13 protein-coding genes and 1 pseudogene are annotated in these 15,043 nt (G+C 54.1%); 4 read left to right on the top strand and 10 right to left on the bottom strand.

What is annotated here, in order from left to right:
* Positions 1-2: 2 nt before the first annotated feature.
* Together FP815_05490 and FP815_05495 are read right to left on the bottom strand one after the other, a co-directional pair.
* A complete protein-coding gene (locus tag FP815_05490) occupies positions 3-1,169 on the bottom strand; it encodes a GGDEF domain-containing protein (GenBank protein ID MBA3014390.1) in 1,167 nt (388 codons plus the stop codon).
* A gap of 160 nt (positions 1,170-1,329) precedes the next feature.
* Positions 1,330-2,058 (bottom strand): sulfite exporter TauE/SafE family protein, encoded by a 729-nt coding sequence (locus tag FP815_05495; GenBank protein ID MBA3014391.1) that lies wholly within the window; start codon positions 2,056-2,058, stop codon positions 1,330-1,332.
* 212 nt (positions 2,059-2,270) lie between these two features.
* Between FP815_05495 and FP815_05500 the strand changes: the two genes are divergently transcribed.
* Positions 2,271-3,908 carry a HAMP domain-containing protein gene (locus FP815_05500; GenBank protein ID MBA3014392.1) on the top strand — a complete coding sequence of 546 codons (1,638 nt, stop codon included), beginning with the start codon at positions 2,271-2,273 and terminating at the stop codon, positions 3,906-3,908.
* A gap of 10 nt (positions 3,909-3,918) precedes the next feature.
* Here the strand turns inward: FP815_05500 and FP815_05505 are convergent, their stop codons facing one another.
* Positions 3,919-5,220 carry a spore maturation protein gene (locus FP815_05505; GenBank protein MBA3014393.1) on the bottom strand — a complete coding sequence of 434 codons (1,302 nt, stop codon included), beginning with the start codon at positions 5,218-5,220 and terminating at the stop codon, positions 3,919-3,921.
* A gap of 175 nt (positions 5,221-5,395) precedes the next feature.
* Here FP815_05505 and FP815_05510 point away from each other — a divergent pair, with 175 nt between their 5' ends.
* Both FP815_05510 and FP815_05515 read left to right on the top strand, forming a co-directional pair.
* Positions 5,396-6,208: a CbbQ/NirQ/NorQ/GpvN family protein gene (locus tag FP815_05510; protein MBA3014394.1), complete on the top strand. Its 813-nt coding sequence runs from the start codon at positions 5,396-5,398 to the stop codon at positions 6,206-6,208.
* A gap of 16 nt (positions 6,209-6,224) precedes the next feature.
* Entirely contained in the window at positions 6,225-8,570 is a 2,346-nt protein-coding gene (locus FP815_05515; GenBank protein MBA3014395.1) for a VWA domain-containing protein, read from the top strand.
* Between the two features lie 140 nt (positions 8,571-8,710).
* On the opposite strand, the gene ald is transcribed toward FP815_05515, so the two are convergent.
* Genes ald through FP815_05530 form a run of 3 tightly spaced genes read right to left on the bottom strand, consistent with a single transcriptional unit; the run spans position 8,711 to position 11,444 of the window.
* Entirely contained in the window at positions 8,711-9,799 is a 1,089-nt protein-coding gene (gene ald / locus FP815_05520) for an alanine dehydrogenase (GenBank protein ID MBA3014396.1), read from the bottom strand.
* A gap of 58 nt (positions 9,800-9,857) precedes the next feature.
* Complete coding sequence (locus FP815_05525; GenBank protein MBA3014397.1) at positions 9,858-10,967, bottom strand: pyridine nucleotide-disulfide oxidoreductase; 1,110 nt, start codon at positions 10,965-10,967, stop codon at positions 9,858-9,860.
* Between the two features lie 15 nt (positions 10,968-10,982).
* Positions 10,983-11,444 carry a hypothetical protein gene (locus FP815_05530; protein MBA3014398.1) on the bottom strand — a complete coding sequence of 154 codons (462 nt, stop codon included), beginning with the start codon at positions 11,442-11,444 and terminating at the stop codon, positions 10,983-10,985.
* A 137-nt stretch (positions 11,445-11,581) separates the two neighbouring features.
* Between FP815_05530 and FP815_05535 the strand changes: the two are divergent.
* Positions 11,582-11,788 (top strand): annotated as a pseudogene (locus tag FP815_05535) (IS200/IS605 family transposase).
* An 81-nt stretch (positions 11,789-11,869) separates the two neighbouring features.
* Here FP815_05535 and FP815_05540 read toward each other — a convergent pair.
* The 4 genes from FP815_05540 to FP815_05555 form a co-directional block, all read right to left on the bottom strand.
* The gene (locus FP815_05540; protein ID MBA3014399.1) at positions 11,870-12,646 is read right to left on the bottom strand and encodes a sulfite exporter TauE/SafE family protein; all 777 of its coding nucleotides are present in this window, start codon (positions 12,644-12,646) and stop codon (positions 11,870-11,872) included.
* A 3-nt stretch (positions 12,647-12,649) separates the two neighbouring features.
* Complete coding sequence (gene selD / locus FP815_05545; GenBank protein MBA3014400.1) at positions 12,650-13,639, bottom strand: selenide, water dikinase SelD; 990 nt, start codon at positions 13,637-13,639, stop codon at positions 12,650-12,652.
* A gap of 440 nt (positions 13,640-14,079) precedes the next feature.
* Positions 14,080-14,313 carry a hypothetical protein gene (locus tag FP815_05550; GenBank protein ID MBA3014401.1) on the bottom strand — a complete coding sequence of 78 codons (234 nt, stop codon included), beginning with the start codon at positions 14,311-14,313 and terminating at the stop codon, positions 14,080-14,082.
* A 224-nt stretch (positions 14,314-14,537) separates the two neighbouring features.
* Complete coding sequence (locus tag FP815_05555; protein ID MBA3014402.1) at positions 14,538-14,897, bottom strand: winged helix-turn-helix transcriptional regulator; 360 nt, start codon at positions 14,895-14,897, stop codon at positions 14,538-14,540.
* Between the last annotated feature and the right edge of the window lie 146 nt (positions 14,898-15,043).

Genomic DNA, 15,043 nt, shown 5'->3' on the forward strand with positions numbered 1-15,043 from the left:
CTCTAGTCTGGGTGGCAGACCCGGTTGCGGCCTTGGGCCTTGGCTGAATACAGCGCCCTGTCGGCTTTGGCGATCAGTCCGTCAACATTAATGGCGTCATCGCCAAAAGTGGCGACGCCAAAGCTTGCGGTGATCTTAATACCGTTGGTGGCGGGGCCGGAGTGGGTCTCAATCCCGTGACGTAACTCCTCTGCCACTTTGATGGCTCGGATTTTGGGGGTGTTGATCAGGAGTATGGCGAACTCTTCGCCACCGTAGCGGGCGACAACGTCACTTTTTCTCAGCTGGGAAGAAAGAAAGCCGGCGAACCAGACTAGGACCGCGTCTCCTGCCTGGTGTCCGTGGGTATCGTTAACGACTTTAAAGAAATCGATATCGATAAAGATCAGACTGGCCGGTTCTTTGGGGTAACGGTTGACCCGCTCCAGTTCATCGACCAGCCGTTCGTTAAAGTAGCGGCGGTTAGGGATGGAGGTCAGGTCGTCCTGAATTGAGTCGATGAGCGTCCGTTGAAAATGCTTGGAGTTATTGATGGCAGCTCCAACGGTGTGACCGATCAGCGACAGGATCATGACCGTGTCATCGCTGATTGGCTTTTCGGAGAGAGAGTTGTCCGCCAGCAGCACCCCTTCCACGCAATCCACCCTCCCTTCCTGGTAGACCGGGCACGCCAGGCATTTTTGATGTTTCTGCTCGTCGCTGACACCCTGGCCAGTGCTGCACTGACGGTCAGAGACCAGCCAGCAGCGAAGCCAGCGGTTGCCGTAGGCGGGGCAGGTGGTCTGGCGGCAGGCGGTTACCTCCCAGCACGAGACCCGTTTGCGGTTGATTATCGGGATAATGGTGAAGTTGGTGAGTCCCAGTCCTTTGATGTAGGGGTCGCTGTCAATGGTTTGGTTCCATATCGGTATACCGGTGATTAGCGGGCTGCTGAGGATGAAGTCTCGCGAGATAGGTATGTTGAGGTTTTCGATCTCATTCGCCGAAAAGCCTTGGCTCAGCTTGCCCTGAAGCACACCCTTCTTGTGTTTGACAAAGAAGAGGGCCAGGCGGTCGAAGGGGAAAATTTGAGTGGCGAGGTCAAAAAAACGGCGCTCCACCGTGTCGATGTCGAGATCCTCATGGATCAGCGACAGCATATCAAGGATTTTAATGGTGTCAAAGCGCATGGTTATTTGGGTTCAACGTAGAGCTAAGCGGAATGATGCATTTTTTGTGCAGAGGGATTTCGTGATCAGGCCTCTACTGTAAACTTCTGGGACTATACCCGATTGCCTGATGAATTGCTATTTTCTTGTAAGATCTTGGGGCGAAGATGACAAATCACAGCTAGCCGAGGAGACGGTAGCCTGCGATGACGATCATCATCACGCCCATGAGGATCAAGAGCCAGAGCATGATGGCGATATAGGTTCGCTGCTTGATCCGGCGATAGAGTAGGGATCCGGCAAGCACTCCAGCCAGGGTTATGGGGGCGGTCCAGGCAAAGTGTTGTAATACGGCGGGAGTGGTAAGGCCGTTGATGGCATGACCGATTGCGGTGATGATCCCGCTGACAAAAAAGAAGACCGACAGCGTTGCCTTGATCTCGTCTTTTGCCCAGCCGGTTAAGGAGACATAGATGACTGCCGGTGGCCCACCGGCAGAGAAAACGCTGCTGATTACTCCGGTCAGAAAGCCGGCGACGTAGCCCCAGCGCCGGGAAATCGTGCGCGGTTTGGGGGGAGTTGACAGGCTATAGATCGCGTAGAGGGAGATGAAGGCGCCCAGGCCAAGTTGAAGAAGGTCGGCGTTCATGCTTTTCAAGGCCAGTGCGCCCAGGAATATTCCCGGTTGGCAGCCGATCAGCAGCGGCAGAATTTTGCGCCAGTCGATGTGGCCTTTGAGCTGCAGAGATAAATAGCCGGTGATGATCAAGCCATTCAGCATACTTAACGGGACAGCGGCCTTGATGCCGAGGACCAGGGTCAAGAGCGGCATGGCCACCAGTCCGGCGCCGAAGCCTGAGACGCCTTGGGTGAACCCGGCGAGAAGGAAGATGAAAAGAGTGTATGGCATAAGAGGTATGGGTTGTTGAAAAGAGGTGCCGAGCGAGAAAATACACCCGAACAGGCAGTTATCCGCTTACGCTTGACTGGGGCGATGTCGCTTAAGGTAATTTTTATTATGGCTAAAGAAAAACCCTTGTGTTCTCGTTTGTGGATGAGCAATAATACTTAAAGAAAATCTCTGGTACTGGTAGTCATGTATTGTTAAAAAAGGAGCATGGTATGGGTTCATCACGTTTAAGTATCCGGTGGAAATTTTTGTTGATTTCGTTTTCTGTTTTAATTCTTTCGGTGTTGCTTATCACCATATTTATCTCTATTTCCTTCAAGCGGAACATGACAAGTGATCTTGAGTCCTTTCGGCAGGATGCCCTTTCTGAGGTGAAGGTGGCGCTTCAGGATCAGGTGGAGATTGCCTATTCGGTGTTGGATACGTTCTATGTGGAGTTGAGTGCTAAGGGGGGTACAGCAGGAGGGGATCAGGGTAAGATTGAGGTTCGTGCTGCCATGGCTCCTGCTCTCGCCCTGATCGAAAAGATGCGTTATGACCATGGGGTTGGCTATTTCTGGGTCAATGACACAGGTAAGCCTATCCCCACTATGGTTATGCATCCTACCGCGCCTAAGTTGAATAATACGGTTCTTGATGCCAGTAAATATAATTGCGCTACGGGGAACAAAAATCTATTTACGACCTTTGTGGATTTAACAGAGAATTCCGAGGGCGGGTATGTCGATTATCTTTGGCCTAAGCCCACCAAGGACGGCTTGAGTAGTGAACAGCCAAAAATTTCCTATGTTAAGCGGCATAAGGCGTTGGGATGGATTATCGGAACAGGTGTTTATGTTGATGAGATTGACAGTAAGGTGGCTGAAAAAAGATCGGTCCTTGAGGGTCAGCTTACTAAAATTATTCTCACTATCTGGGCCTTGACCGCAATAATTGCTGTTGCTGCTTTCTGCGGGTTGTGGATACTTGCCAAACGGATATCCGAGCCGATAAACCGTTGCGCTGAATTTGCCAGTGAATTGGGGGAGGGCAATTTGGATGCCAGTATCGTGGTCACCAATCAGGATGAAATTGGGGTTCTTGGTGCGTCACTTTCTCAGATGGGGGCTAATCTGAAGGCGATCATGAGCAGAATAGCTGATACGTCACAGCGTCTCTCCGCTGGCGCTTCAGCTCAGGCCGCAGCCCTGGAGGAGACGTCATCGTCTATGTCTGAGATTTCCGCCATGGTCCAACAAAATGCAGATAACTCCAGTCATGCAGATACCCTGGTCAAAACGGTCAGTGGCAATGTCACGACGGTGCAAGCCGCAATCGGTGACCTGACTCGGTCAATGCTCGAAATCACCAGCGCCAGCCGGGAGATCCAGAAGATTATTCACACTATTGACGAGATTGCCTTCCAGACCAACCTGCTGGCCTTGAATGCCGCTGTAGAGGCGGCGAGGGCAGGGGAGGCAGGGGCGGGGTTTGCGGTAGTGGCCGAAGAGGTTAGGAATCTGGCTCTTCGTTCTGCCGAGGCCGCCAAGAATACAGCAACCCTGATTGGAAGTACGGTGCAGCGGATTGAAATCGGGAATCAGATTACTCAGAGCACGAATACAAAGTTTACCGAGGTGTGCGCTGATATCGCTCGTGCCGGGAGCTTGATCAGTGAGATAAGTCAAGGGTCAAAGGAGCAGGCCCAGGGTGTCGATCAGGTCAACACCGCGATTTTGGAGATAAGCCGTGTGACTCAGGATAATGCCGCAACTTCAGAGGAGCTTGTCGGTATCATCCGGCAATTTACCTTTGGCCGAGAGGAGGTCCTGGGGACAAGTCGTCAGGCGATGCTTCCTTATCGGTCGTAAGGCAGTCATCTCAGCTGAACCAGAACCGGCAGATCAAAACTGAGCCCAAGACCCCGGCGGCATCGGCGCAGAGGGCTGCGGGCAGGGCGTGCCGGGTTCTGGTGATGCCGATGCTGCCGAAATATACGGCCAGGACATAAAAAGTCGTTTCGGTTGATCCCTGCATGGTGGAGACCAGGAAGGACAGAAAGCTGTCCGGACTTTTAGTGACAATCTCCGACATCAGGCCGAAGGCGCCACTGCCGGAGAGGGGCCGAAGCATGGCCATGGTCAGGGCTTCGGCCGGCATACCGACTGATTCGGTCAGTGGCGAGAGCAGCGTAACCATAATCTCCATGGCGCCACTGGCCCGGAACATGCCAATGGCCACAAAGATCGCCACCATGAAGGGGATGATCTTTACTGTAGTCGTAAAACCCTCCTTGGCCCCTTCAGTCATTACTTCATAGACCTTCACTCCCCGTAAATAACCATAGACCAGAAATCCTGCGATCAGCATCGGGATCAGCCAGTTGGAGACCGCATCGAAAGTGGCGGTAGACAGCAGGGTGAGCTGTGGCTGGCGGCTGAGCTGAAGCCATGCCCCGACGACAAAGGCGAGGATCAGGGCCAGCACGAATAGGCGTCCCATCAGGCTTGGTGGGTGCAGATCACTGGTCTCGTCAGCGGGGAGGATAGTATCGACTGGGGTATTATCGGAGGGTGCTGTCACCAAGGGAGCATCTGGCCCGGAGAGCAGTTTGGAGGCCACGATGGCTACAGTGGTGGAGAGGATGGTGGCGATAAGCGATGGGATCAGGATGCTGGCCGGGGACGTGGCGCCTGCTGCGGCCCGGACCGTGATCACCCCTAACGGCAGGATGGTGACGCTTGAGGTGTTGATGGCCAGAAAGAGGCACATGGCATTGGTGGCGGTGCCTTTCTCTGCGGCGAGTCGATCAAGTTCCTGCATTGCCTTGATACCCATGGGGGTTGCTGCGTTGCCTAAGCCCAGCATATTGGCCGCCATGTTCATGATCATGGCGGCCATGGCCGGGTGCTCGGCTGGGACATCGGGAAAGAGACGGACCATTACCGGTCGGAGGGACCGGGCCACGGTCTGCATCAGACCTCCAGCTTCTGCGATCTTCATCAGCCCTAACCATAGAGCCATGGGTCCGATCAGGCCGATTGCCAGGGTGACGGCGCTTTTGGCTGACTCAAACGAGGCCTTGGTGACCTCCGCCATGGCGCCGGTATAGGCGGCAGTGACGGTGGCGGTGAGGATCATGGTCAGCCAGATGATATTGATGGCGGAAGGTTTCTGTGACATGGCGGGGCATTGTACGAGGGAACGTGGTCTGGGTCAAACGAAAAAGGAGAGTAAGAGAGTGCGGGGCGCCGCTTTATCCAGGGGTGTCCGTTGACAGGGACGTGACCAGGGCCTACTCTAATCTTAAACTGAAGGTTTTTTCAAGCCAGCAACCTACAAAATTAAGGATGGTGCGATGAGGGTGAAACACGAGCGATTTGCCAAGCATATGGTCAAGGATGAACCTTTTTATCTGCCGCAGGGAGGGGAGTTGCTGATAGCCCGAGCTGCTTACGAAAACCACATTCCATTGATGCTGAAGGGGCCGACTGGCTGTGGAAAGACCAGGTTCATGCGGCGTTTGGCCTGGGAGCTTAAACGGCCATTGATCACGGTCTCTTGTCATGATGATCTGTCCACCAGCGACTTGGTGGGCCGCTATCTGCTTAAGGGTGGCGAGGCGGTGTGGATGGATGGGCCGTTGACCTCGGCGGTTCGGGCCGGGGCTATCTGCTATCTGGATGAGATTGTCGAGGCCAGAAAGGACACCATGGTGGTGATTCATCCTTTGGCTGATGACCGGCGGGAACTGCCCATCGAAAAGTTGGGTGAGCTGTTGATCGCCCCGCCTGAGTTTGCCCTGGCGGTATCATATAATCCAGGATATCAGAGTGTTTTAAAGGACTTGAAGCAATCAACCCGTCAGCGGTTTCTGGCCATGGAATTCGCGTACCCGCCGGCTTCCTTGGAGGCGGAAATTGTGATGACCGAGGCCGGGGTTTCCTTAAAGATCGCCGAGGATCTGGTGAGGTTGGCGGCTATGACCCGGCAGCTCAAGGATGCCGGTCTGCAGGAGGGAGCCAGCACCCGTCTGCTGATTCATGCCGCTCTTTTGATCAAGAGCGGGGTGCCTACTCGTCAGGCCTGCCGGGCAACTATCACCGAGGCCCTGACTGACGACCATGAGATTGGGGCCTCCATTACTGAGATGGTGTCGGCAATTTTTTGAGTAGAGAGGAGTGCTGATGGTGTCTGAAGAGAACGGGTCTGCCGATCAGGCCTTGATTGAGCGCATCAACCAACGGTTGGCCATGTTCTTGGGCGATGGCGTAGCCGATTGGGAACGGGATGAACTGGCAGAGAAGCTTGCCGATTTGACTCCTGATGCCCGTGCTCAGGCCTTGAGGCATCTGCCGGTGGTCTGGCCGGTCAGTTATGCCCTTTATTACTCTGTTGTTGGTCAGGCCGCCAAGGCCGCAACTTGTCTTCATCCTTCCCAGTTTTCGGCCTGGATCAATACCGCCCTCGATGTCTACGAGGCCGATGGCCTTCGCCAAGCCCAGCTCTTTCTGGAGTCGGTTGAGGAGAACTTTCTTTGTCAGATCCGGGGGGAGGCCGGAGTCCGCTTGGCGGAGGTCGAACATCGGCTCCTGCCATATGCCCGTAGTCTCCTGGAGCGAGACGTGACCTTGGCTCCGTCTTCACTGGCGAGCTTCGACACCAGCACGGTCTTTCTGCCGGCGGCGGTCGAGGCCTTTCCCACTCAGGCGCAAAATTTTTTGTTCTATAAGTTCACCATCACCTTTCTTCTTGCCCTTGACCGGTTGGGGACCTTTCGGGGCAGAGAGGACTTCAACCGGCCTGAAGAGATGCATCCGGTGGCCACCTTCCTTGACCGATTTGCCGAGAGGCAGCTGGCCTGTGACCTCTTTTACCTTGCCGAGGCAATCAGGATCACTGCTCGCCTGCATCATGATTTCTCCGGGCTGATGGCGGATGTAAGTGCGCTCAAGTCCGGTTTGCTTCGGATAACGCCGCAGGTCCCTGAGATTCTTGATCAGGGCGGACTGGTCATGTCCCTTCAGCGCTGGGTGGTGGAGAAAGTTGTTGGTGTTTTCGATGGCGTTTCGGCTCTACCTGAAGCGATTGCCGAGGCTGTTGCTGAACATTATGCGCTGGGCCTAGAGGCGGGAGCAAGCATGGTTCTTGCCAGAACCTTGTATCAGTTTGCGGAGACGCTGGTTGCGCCGTATCTGCCAGGCCAGTCACTTGCATTTATGGGGGAACTGGCGGTTGCGGCGGCTTATGAGGGTATTTGCCGCAGGCAGGGGGAGCGCCAAGAGAAAATAATCGAGGCCTTGAGTCGAATGATCTCCGACCAGCAATCAACAACGCCGAAGGAGGAAGCCGAAGCATATCCGGAGGACTCCGGGGCGGGCCGCAGCTCAGTGGATGAGGACCAGGGTTCGATGCTGCTTGGGAGGCCTGGTGCGGATGTCGAGAGTGAAGATCTCAAGGAGCAGTTGAATCAAGGCGTGTTGAGGATTGGCGGGCTGGAGTTTGAGTTGAGCGCCGAGCTTTTTGCCTTGCTCCGGGAGATGGTGGCCGAAGGTGGGCGTATTCCTGCCGAGTGGATTGTCAGTGCTGTCGGGCGGGCTGGCAGCGGTTTGGATCCAGTGGTTAATGTTGGAGAAGAAGATGATGCCGAATCTCTGGCTGTGGGGCCTATGGCTTACGATGAGTGGGATTACCGGCGGGCTGGATTCCGCAAGCAGTGGTGTCAGGTGCAGGTCAAGCAGATCGTGCCGGTGGCCGGGACCTTTGTCGCTAACACCTTGGCCAAGTACCGGGGGCTGTTGATCAGTCTTCGTCGTCAGTTCGAGATGATGAGCGTAACCGAGGCCATGGTCATGCGTCAGCGGGATGGGGATGAGATTGATCTTGACGCAGTGATCGAGGCCGTGACCGATCTCAAGGCCGGGGTTTCACCGTCCGAGCGGCTGTATATTCGTCTACAGCGCAATGACCGGCAGATAGCAGTCCTTTTTCTGATTGACATGTCCTCATCCACCGAAGGGTGGGTCAGTACTGCCCTCAAGGAGTCCTTGATCTTGATGTGTGAGGCGCTGAGCGCTTTGGGTGACCGCTACGCAATCTACGGGTTTTCCGGTATGCGTCGCCTGCGGAGCGAGATCTTCACGGTGAAGGAGTTTGACGAACCGTATGACAGCATGATTAAGGGTCGGATTGCCGCCATCACCCCCAAGGAGTATACCCGGATGGGACCGGCCATCCGCCATGCCTCTCAGCTCCTTGCTAAGACCGAGGCCCGCATCAGGTTGCTGATTACCCTCTCTGATGGCAAGCCAGAAGACTATGACGGGTACAAGGGTGCCTATGCCATTGAGGACACCCGTCATGCTTTGATCGAGGCTAAGAACCTTGGTATTCACCCCTTCTGCATCACAGTCGACAAGGAGGCTCACGCTTACATGGCTCATATGTATGGCGAGGTCAACTATATTTTCATTGATCAGGTTGCTAAACTTCCCCGGAGGATGCCTGAAATTTATCGTAATTTAACCACGTAGGTGATTGTCTCTGGTTAAGATTCCGTGCCCTTCGGCTCCGCTCAGGGGACGGTTAGTTGGCCAAGGATCGTTCCCTGAGTGGAGCCGAAGGGCATGGGAGAAGTCTTTTGTAGGTCGGGTTAGCGCAGCGTAACCCGACCTTATCCGCGACTGAAGCCAAGGGACTCCATTAATGTATTATTGGTGATCTTGCCGCGATAGGTATTGAGCGCCGACCTGATGGCGGGATTGTTCGCGATGGCATTGTCGATCCCCTGGGCTGCCAGGAGCTTGAGATAGGGGAGGGTGGCGCTGGTGAGAGCGATGGTTGCGGTCCGTGGGTAGGCTCCGGGCATGTTGGCCACGCAGTAGTGGATGATGCCGTTAACGGTGAACACCGGGTCATCATGGCTGGTGGGGCGCGAGGTTGCAGCGCAGCCGCCCTGGTCCACCGAGACGTCCACGATCACCGCACCCTGTTTCATAGTGGACAGCAGGGCGCGGCTGATCAGCACAGGGGTCTTGCCGCCCGGCACCAGGACGGCCCCGACGACGATATCTGCATCGGTAATCTCTTGGCCGATGGTTTGAGGGGACACGGCGATGGTCTTGACGCGTCCCTGGAACTGCTCATCAATCCGGCGCAGGGTGGTCGTGTTTCTGCCCAGGATTACAGTCTCCATGCCGAGTCCGATCCCGACCTTGGCAGCATTGACCCCGACTATGCCGGAGCCAAGGATCAGAAGTTTTCCCGGCCTGACCCCGCTTGCTCCCGTAGGCAAGACCCCTGTGCCTCCATGGCACTGCTGCAGATAAAAACAACCCATTAACGGGGCCATGCGTCCTGCAATCTCGCTCATTGGCGCGAGCAGCGGTAAGAGGTTGTCAAGTTTCAAGGTCTCGTAGGCCAGTGCTGTTACCTTCTTGTTGAGCAAGAGTCTAGTGAGGGTGGGGTTTGGGGCGAGGTGGAGGTAGGTGAAGAGGGTGACACCTGCCGCAAGGTAATCGTATTCCTGGGGGAGTGGCTCCTTGACTTTGACGATTAGTTCGGCCTTGGTGTAAACAGTCTCTCTTGTCGTGGTTACAGCCCCTGCCTTGAGGTACTCCTGATCGTTAAAACCACTGCCTTCGCCAGCTCCGGTTTCAATCAGGATCTGATGCCCTTCGCTGTTAAGTTCTCTTGCCCCTTCAGGTGTCAGGCCAACCCGGAACTCCTCTGCTTTGATCTCTCTTGGTATCCCGATAATCATGCTGAGCCCGTTGTGGTGTTGATCCCGCTGGAACGATTTGGGTGGGACAAGCGAAGTATTATTTTTCCAAGGCTTGAAAACGGCGCATGAACTGGCGATCAATCAGATCCTTGATCCAGAAAGCGACCCGACCTTCCATGGTCAGCCATCCTTTGTGCAGTACCCCGTATCCTTCCCCCAGGTTGAAGATCAATAGGTACTTGCCGCCGGGGATAAAGGGCTGTAATGGGCGGCCCTCAAGACTGGACAGGAGGTTGTGGTAGAGGATCGGGTTTTCCCGGACGGCGTAGACTCCGACTTTGTCCAGTGGCTGGTCGGCAAAGTAGATGCAGTCGCCGCCGCCGAAAATTTGTGGATGATCAGCTGCCTGTAGGAAGCGGTTGACCAGGAGGCCGTTTTCAGGGCCGGTGGCAAGGCCTGATTCGCGGAACAGTGGTGACGGTGTGATCCCAGAGGCGAGAACGATAAGATTTGCGGCAGTCGTGCCGGAATCGGTAACGATCTTCTTGTCGCTGACTGCCGTGACCCGTTGGTTGATGATCTCAATCCCCCGGCGGGTAAGAGAGCTGATGACGCGTTGTTTGACCCCTTCCGGGAATCGTCCCATGAGACCGTGTCCGGCAAAGATCACGATCCGAGGGCGATGTAAGCCCGGTCTATTGGTGAGCTGTCTCAGGTTGCCGGCGATTTCGGCAGCCGAAGGGCCGCCCCCGGCAATAGCGATGGTAATGGGAGTTCGCCCAGCCAAGGCGACTACTCGATCTTGTGCCTGCTGGAGTCGTTCTATGGGTTTGACCGTGATGATGTCGGATGGGTCGTTTCCGGCAAGGAGCGTGTTGTCAACTTGGCTGCCGGTGTTACAGGATAACACATCATAGGTGACGGTCTGGCCCGAAGCCAGGTGGACGGTTTGGTTAGGGGCGTCAATCCGGACCACCTGATCCAAGATGAATTGTCCCCCCTGCCGTTCGACCACATGGCGGGTGGCGAAGCGGATCTCTTCCGGGCGGTAGGTGCCGCCCAGCATACCAGGGCCCATGCCTGAGTAGTAATGTTCAGGCGATGGGCCGATCACCGTCAGCTGATGGCCGCGTTTGATCGTGTCGGCAATATTGGCCAGAACCGTGAGATGGGCATGGCCGCCGCCTGCCAGGACAAGATGACCCATGGTGTCTTCTCCCGGTTATTTTTTAGTATGGGTAAAGGTAAAGACTCGCCGTTTGCCGTCGGCGAGCTTGGTGCCGACCTCAAAGGTGTAGGTTCCCGGCGTGGCGACAGTGACATCGGTGCCGAAGCCATCACCCATGAGCATCATTTTTTTGGGTTCCGACATGACGCCAGTTGCAGGATCGGCGACTTTGACCGCGGCTGCCCCTGAGGTAATGGGTTTTCCGTCCTTGGTGTCGGTGAACATGACCATCATGTGGTGGGTCTCTTTCATGCCATGCTTGGCCATGTTTTCACTGACATCATAGAGGTGGGCCATGGCCGAGACTCCATCCTGTTGAACGGCGTCGAGCATGATGGTGGTGTCGGTCCCTGTTGTCATGGTCGACATATCATGTCCTGTTTCTGCCCAGACGAGGTTGAGGGGAGTGGCAAGGGCAAGTAGAGCCAGGGTTGCGATAAGGGATTTTTTCATCATGATCTCCAGAGGGGTAGAAGTGATGGGGTAAAAACGACATTGTTGATGAATAATGTATTACTTTGGAAGGATAAGGGCAAGGGGCTATTGTCTGTTGCCCCATCTTGATGATCAAGTGCCATCTTACTCAATTTCGCGATTTTGTAGGGATCATAAAGGGGCGGACAGCGATCAATATTTTAAATAAGTTCCGCAAGTTGAAGCAGAAGCTCTATTGGGGTAATCATTTCTGGGCTAAAGGATATTGCGTAGATACGGTGGGTCTCGATGCCGAGATGATCCGCAAGTATGCACAATATCAGGAGATCCAGGAGAAACAGGTAGAACAATTCAAGTTATTCTGAGTTAGCAACCGGGACAACGCACCTCTTGCCCCTTCTGGGCCCGGTTGTTTATTATAATCAATGAAGAGAAAGTTGAATCTTTCACATAAGCGCTGAGACTCCAATTCGTACCGCGGCAAGGGCAATGAAGATAGCGAGAAGCATCTTTAGCCCAACTACCGGCACACGGCGGCTTAGAATACCACCCAATTGGGCCGCTGGGATTACTGCGACGACGATGGGCAAGGCCAAGGTCCAGACAATCTGTCCGGTAGCAGCCTTTCCTATAAAACCAGCCAGAGAGGCGAGAAAGACAATACCAAGGTTGCTGCCGATAGCGATACGAGTTGGGACCTGCATAAAAGAGGTCATGAGCGGAATGAGGATAAAGGAGCCGCCTTGGCCCACCAGGCCGCCCAATAGGCCTACCGTCCCGGCAACGGTCACTGATTTGGGACGGCTGAAAGAAAAGCATTCAAGATCAGGGGCATCGTTGTCCGTCCGGGTTGGTACAAGCAAAAGCAACGCTGCTGCTAAAGCCATTAACGCGAAGATTACTAGAAGCACTTGGTTGGCGACATATTGAGCCCCAGCTCCACCAATGAGGGCGGCCCAAAAGATGGTAACTCCCATCCAGGTAGTAAGTCCACCGGATACGAAATGAAACCGTTTATGAGCTATCATCCCCGAAAAACAGGCGGCAAGCCCCTGGACGATGGTGAGCCCCGCTACCACCTTCATGGTAAGGGGCTCACATCCAAAAAACGGAGGGACGTACAGCAAGAGCGGGGCCATAATGATACCGCCTCCGATACCGAGCAAACCCGAGAGAAATCCTGCGCCGAAGCCAAGTATCGCCATCAATACGAAGATATTCACTGTTTACACCAGCTCGATACCCACCGGTTTGTTCACTACCTCTCCAATGCGGACTGCGGCCTTCACCCCTGCCGTATGGAGGGCAGCGAGCAGTTCGGTTGCCTGATCACTTGGCACTGCCAGCACTAGGCCGCCAGATGTCTGTGGATCGTAGAGTAGTTCCTCCTCGGCTTCAGCAAGAGAAACCGTTTGAGTAAAATGATGTTTCGCTACCATGGCGCGGTTTGCCTTGTTGCTGCCGGTGGTTTCCTTTTTCTTATACATCTCCAGCGCCCCAGGAAAGAAAGGTAAAGCTCTATGCTCAACGATTATCTTCTGGTTGCAACCGTGGGCCATTTCGAGAAGATGCCCCAGGATGCCGAATCCGGTGATGTCGGTGCAGGCGTGAAGATCGAACTTAAGCGCCGCCTCCATAGCAGGACCATTTAGCGCCGCCAGGGCAGGTAAAATCTCACGTTCCAATTCGGCGAACGTGAACTTGCCGGATCTTACCGAGTTGAAGAGCACTCCCGAGCCAAGTGCTTTAGTCAGGATGAGAACATCTCCTACACGGGCTCCGGCATTGGTGATAATGCGGTTTGGGTGCACAACCCCGTTAACGCACAGCCCGTACTTTGGTTCTTCATCGTCTACGGTATGGCCACCCACCAGGCAGGCGCCAGCCTCAACGACCTTGTCGTGGCCTCCGCGTAGAATATCTCTCAAGATCCCCATGTCGAGGTGTTTGGAGGGAAACATTACCACGTTTAGCGCAGTTACCGGTCGCCCACCCATGGAATAGACATCCGAAATGGAGTTGGCAGCCGAAATCTGCCCAAACCAATATGGATCATCCACCGGTGGGGTGATGAAGTCAACCGTGTTGATCATGGCGATCTCATCTGATAAGCGGTACACTGCTGCATCGTCTGCAGTCTCGATCCCTACCAGCAGGTTCGGATCGTTAGGTGGGGTAAGTCCTTCAAGTGCTTCCGACAGAGCCGTCGGACCGATTTTAGCTGCTCAGCCGCAAGTGCGGGCAAGTCCGGTAAGTGTCTTCTTTTTGAATAAAGCCATGACCGAGTCTCCTTTGTAGGTGTTGGTTATTAAACATTTCTTTGACAAACGGGTTTTAGCCAAACTTACGTGAATCAAAATACCAACGGCATGGAACTAAGCCGTTGTGCAAAAAATGATGGCGTCGCAAAAAGCCCGATCTACTGCGTTGCAGCGCACTTTTGCTCATTCGGTACACCATATGTGTGGCCTCATTCGCAAAAGCATACTGCGCCTTTTATATCGGCCCTTTTGCTTAGCCATCCCGTGACTTTTTGCGAGACCATCAAAAAATAACCTGTTCATTTTTTCCTGCATAAACGACATCAGGAGCTGTAAAGGTGGGGCAGAATAGTACAAGTTATTTTCTAACGGCTCCTGAATAGAAATTGCTGAATTTATAGCCTCTCTTCCCGAGCGAGTTTAGCTAGAATAAAGGCTACACCACTCCGAGACAGTCCTAGTTTATCTGTGAGGTCAATGGCGCAGGCTTCGGGATACTGTTTCTTAAATGTGAGCACCTCATCTTCCAGTTCCTCAAGCCAAGACTCAAACAGTGATAAAAGGGCCGGGTCGGCAACCGCCATAAGCTGTTTCGACTGAGCCACCTTATGTACTAAACTCTGACACATTTTTGTTGGATCGACACCTTCGTCCATGCATTCTGCTAGTCAGAGGTGGACGAGACTGGTCACCTTGTCATCGTCGGGGTCTCCGGACAGGCTAGCAATGAAGGCGAGACGCGTATCTTTGTCTAGGTGAGACAGCAGGGGTCGGAGAAGGGGGCTAAGCTGTCGTACCGCCTCCTCTGGTTCAAGGGCAGTAATGATAGAGGCAAGATTTGGCATAGGAAATCTCATTTGAATATGGTTTGGGTAGCAAGTAATTCCTGGCCAAGATGGCAGAGGCCTTCCATGATGTCCAGTATGCGTGGGTCGGAGAGTTCGTAGTAGACAAAGGGGCCGCTGCGCTCAACCTTCACAAGAAGTGCTCGGCGTAATTCTTTCAGATGATGGGAGACTAGGGGTTGAGAGAGAGAGAGCTCGCCGACCACAACCGAGACGGATTTTTTGCCTGTACTCAACGCCAGCAAAATGCGGAGCCTGTTTTCATCTGCAAGAGTCTTCGCAAGGAAGGCGACTGTGGAAAGATCCCCAACATTTTGTGACAGAAAGTCAGTCTCCTTCCGCCAAGTTGATTCTGTTTCGTCATTCATAATTCGGCTTTATGGATTACTTTATGTCACTAGTGTCCCAACGTTTAGCTGAATAATAACAGCTGCTTAGATTCTGATTCGGCATTGGTTGTGTATTCTTCTTTTGTAAGTGCCTGTAATAACGGCATTCGTTCGAAGATGGTCAC

Source organism: Desulfobulbaceae bacterium (genome assembly GCA_013792005.1).
In the GTDB taxonomy this organism is placed as follows: Bacteria; Desulfobacterota; Desulfobulbia; order Desulfobulbales; family VMSU01; genus VMSU01.

Bases quoted from the DNA above. Each gene is read 5' to 3' on its own strand.
- FP815_05505 (MBA3014393.1), bottom strand. From the start codon at position 5,220: ATGTCACAGAAACCTTCCGCCATCAATATCATCTGGCTGACCATGATC.
- FP815_05525 (MBA3014397.1), bottom strand. From the start codon at position 10,967: ATGGGTCATCTTGTCCTGGCAGGCGGCGGCCATGCCCATCTCACGGTT.
- FP815_05555 (MBA3014402.1), bottom strand. From the start codon at position 14,897: ATGAATGACGAAACAGAATCAACTTGGCGGAAGGAGACTGACTTTCTG.
- FP815_05550 (MBA3014401.1), bottom strand. From the start codon at position 14,313: ATGTGTCAGAGTTTAGTACATAAGGTGGCTCAGTCGAAACAGCTTATG.
- FP815_05510 (MBA3014394.1), top strand. From the start codon at position 5,396: ATGAGGGTGAAACACGAGCGATTTGCCAAGCATATGGTCAAGGATGAA.
- FP815_05530 (MBA3014398.1), bottom strand. From the start codon at position 11,444: ATGATGAAAAAATCCCTTATCGCAACCCTGGCTCTACTTGCCCTTGCC.
- FP815_05490 (MBA3014390.1), bottom strand. From the start codon at position 1,169: ATGCGCTTTGACACCATTAAAATCCTTGATATGCTGTCGCTGATCCAT.
- ald (MBA3014396.1), bottom strand. From the start codon at position 9,799: ATGATTATCGGGATACCAAGAGAGATCAAAGCAGAGGAGTTCCGGGTT.
- FP815_05495 (MBA3014391.1), bottom strand. From the start codon at position 2,058: ATGCCATACACTCTTTTCATCTTCCTTCTCGCCGGGTTCACCCAAGGC.
- FP815_05515 (MBA3014395.1), top strand. From the start codon at position 6,225: ATGGTGTCTGAAGAGAACGGGTCTGCCGATCAGGCCTTGATTGAGCGC.
- FP815_05500 (MBA3014392.1), top strand. From the start codon at position 2,271: ATGGGTTCATCACGTTTAAGTATCCGGTGGAAATTTTTGTTGATTTCG.